General features: G+C 44.1%; 1 protein-coding gene. It reads right to left on the reverse strand.

Going from position 1 to position 1,498, the window contains the following annotated elements; all coding sequences use genetic code 11:
* Positions 1–37: 37 nt before the first annotated feature.
* Positions 38–1,443 (reverse strand): IS3 family transposase gene (locus LDM90_RS09360; RefSeq protein WP_369792500.1). Its coding sequence is split into 2 segments (ribosomal slippage): positions 38–960 and positions 960–1,443, totalling 1,407 coding nucleotides; the frame shifts between segments, so codons are not numbered across the junction.
* Positions 1,444–1,498: the final 55 nt, after the last annotated feature.

The following is a 1,498-nucleotide window of genomic DNA, read 5'->3' on the forward strand; positions in this document are numbered from 1 at the left end:
AAAATGAAGTGCAACTAAAAAGTTAGACATTTTAATATTACGCAAGACTCAATGCACGATTTCGATATTTGATCGGGGTCGTGTATTTTAGTTTGTTTGATCTTCTAATATGATTGAACCAGTAAACGTAATCATGCAGTACTTCCCGCATTTCTGCTAGTGAACTGATCTTAATGCGGTTGAGCTTCTCCCGTTTCATTAGGTTGAAGATGGTTTCTCCCGGTGCATTATCGTGGCAATTACCCTTGCGCGACATGCTTTGCTTAATCTTCATCTGTCTTAGTTTGGTCTGATAGCCGCTGTGGCGGTATTGAAAACCCTGATCTGAATGCAAAATAGGCTGGGCTGTTTTAGGCAGCTTGTGCTTAAGCTCTGCCAGCATATCATAAACCAGCTTCATGTTAGGCGAATAGCTGACTTGACAAGCCAGTATTTCCAGTGAGGCCTCATCAATGACCGGTGAAATATAAACCTTTTTGCCTGTGGTCAGCTTGTATTCGGTAATATCCGTGTGTAAGACGTGGTAGGGTCTGGTTTCATTAAACCGCTGCTTTAAAATGTTTTCCTTGATTACGCCTGCAGGGCCCGCATAAGAACTGTAGCGTGCAGTGCGCCTACTGTAGACTCTGGTCTTTAGTCCCAGCTGCCGCATCAGCTTGCGCACGGTATTGGGCGCATAGCTAAAGCCTTGATCTAAGAGTGCACCATGCATACGTCGATAACCGTAAGTCTCATCACTTTCTTGGTAGAAGATAGACTTGATTACGCCTTTAACAGCAGCGTATTTATCTAATCGGTTCAATCGGTGACTGCGGTTGTCGTAATAAGTTTTGCGGTTAAGGTGCAGCTTGGCAAGCAAAAGCTTTAACGGCACCTCAGGTCGCTCAGCCCGAATCTCCACGACTATTCTGGTTTTTTGCCGGTTGGTGAGCGTGGATATCGGGCAGCCACTTTTTTTAGGATTAAGTTATCCAATTCTAAGTCGGCTTTTTGTGCCTCTAGCTCAGCAACCTGACGACGCAATTGTTCTACTTCGGTTAGCTTCTTAGTGGGTTTAAGCTTCTTCTGACGCTTCTTTTTAGTCATGGTTGGTGGTCTCCCCTTGGATTTTGGGAGCAGCCCAGAGTAGCCTGCAGCCTGATAAGCCGCCAGCCATTGTCTTACTACTGACCGCGAAAGATTAAAAACTGCAGCTACCTGGAGTACTCCCATGTGATGTTCATGATAGAAGCGTACCACATTTAGCTTGAATTCAGGCAAATAAGTTTGTCGGGTGTGAGTAACCTTTAAAGCGGCTAAGCCATGTTTACGGGCACGTTCTGCCCAGGCCCTAATCTCGGTATGATCAATGCCGTATTCGCGTTCTAGTTTAGCTAAAGAGGTTTGGTGGGATAAGTATTTACTGCAAATTTCCATTTTCAAAGTAGTTGAATATTTAGTCATGAAAAAAGTGCTCCTAATAGTCAGATTAATGTCTAACTATTATGGAGCACTTCAA

Source organism: Lactobacillus huangpiensis (assembly GCF_019972815.1).
In the GTDB taxonomy this organism is placed as follows: Bacteria; Bacillota; Bacilli; order Lactobacillales; family Lactobacillaceae; genus Lactobacillus; species Lactobacillus huangpiensis.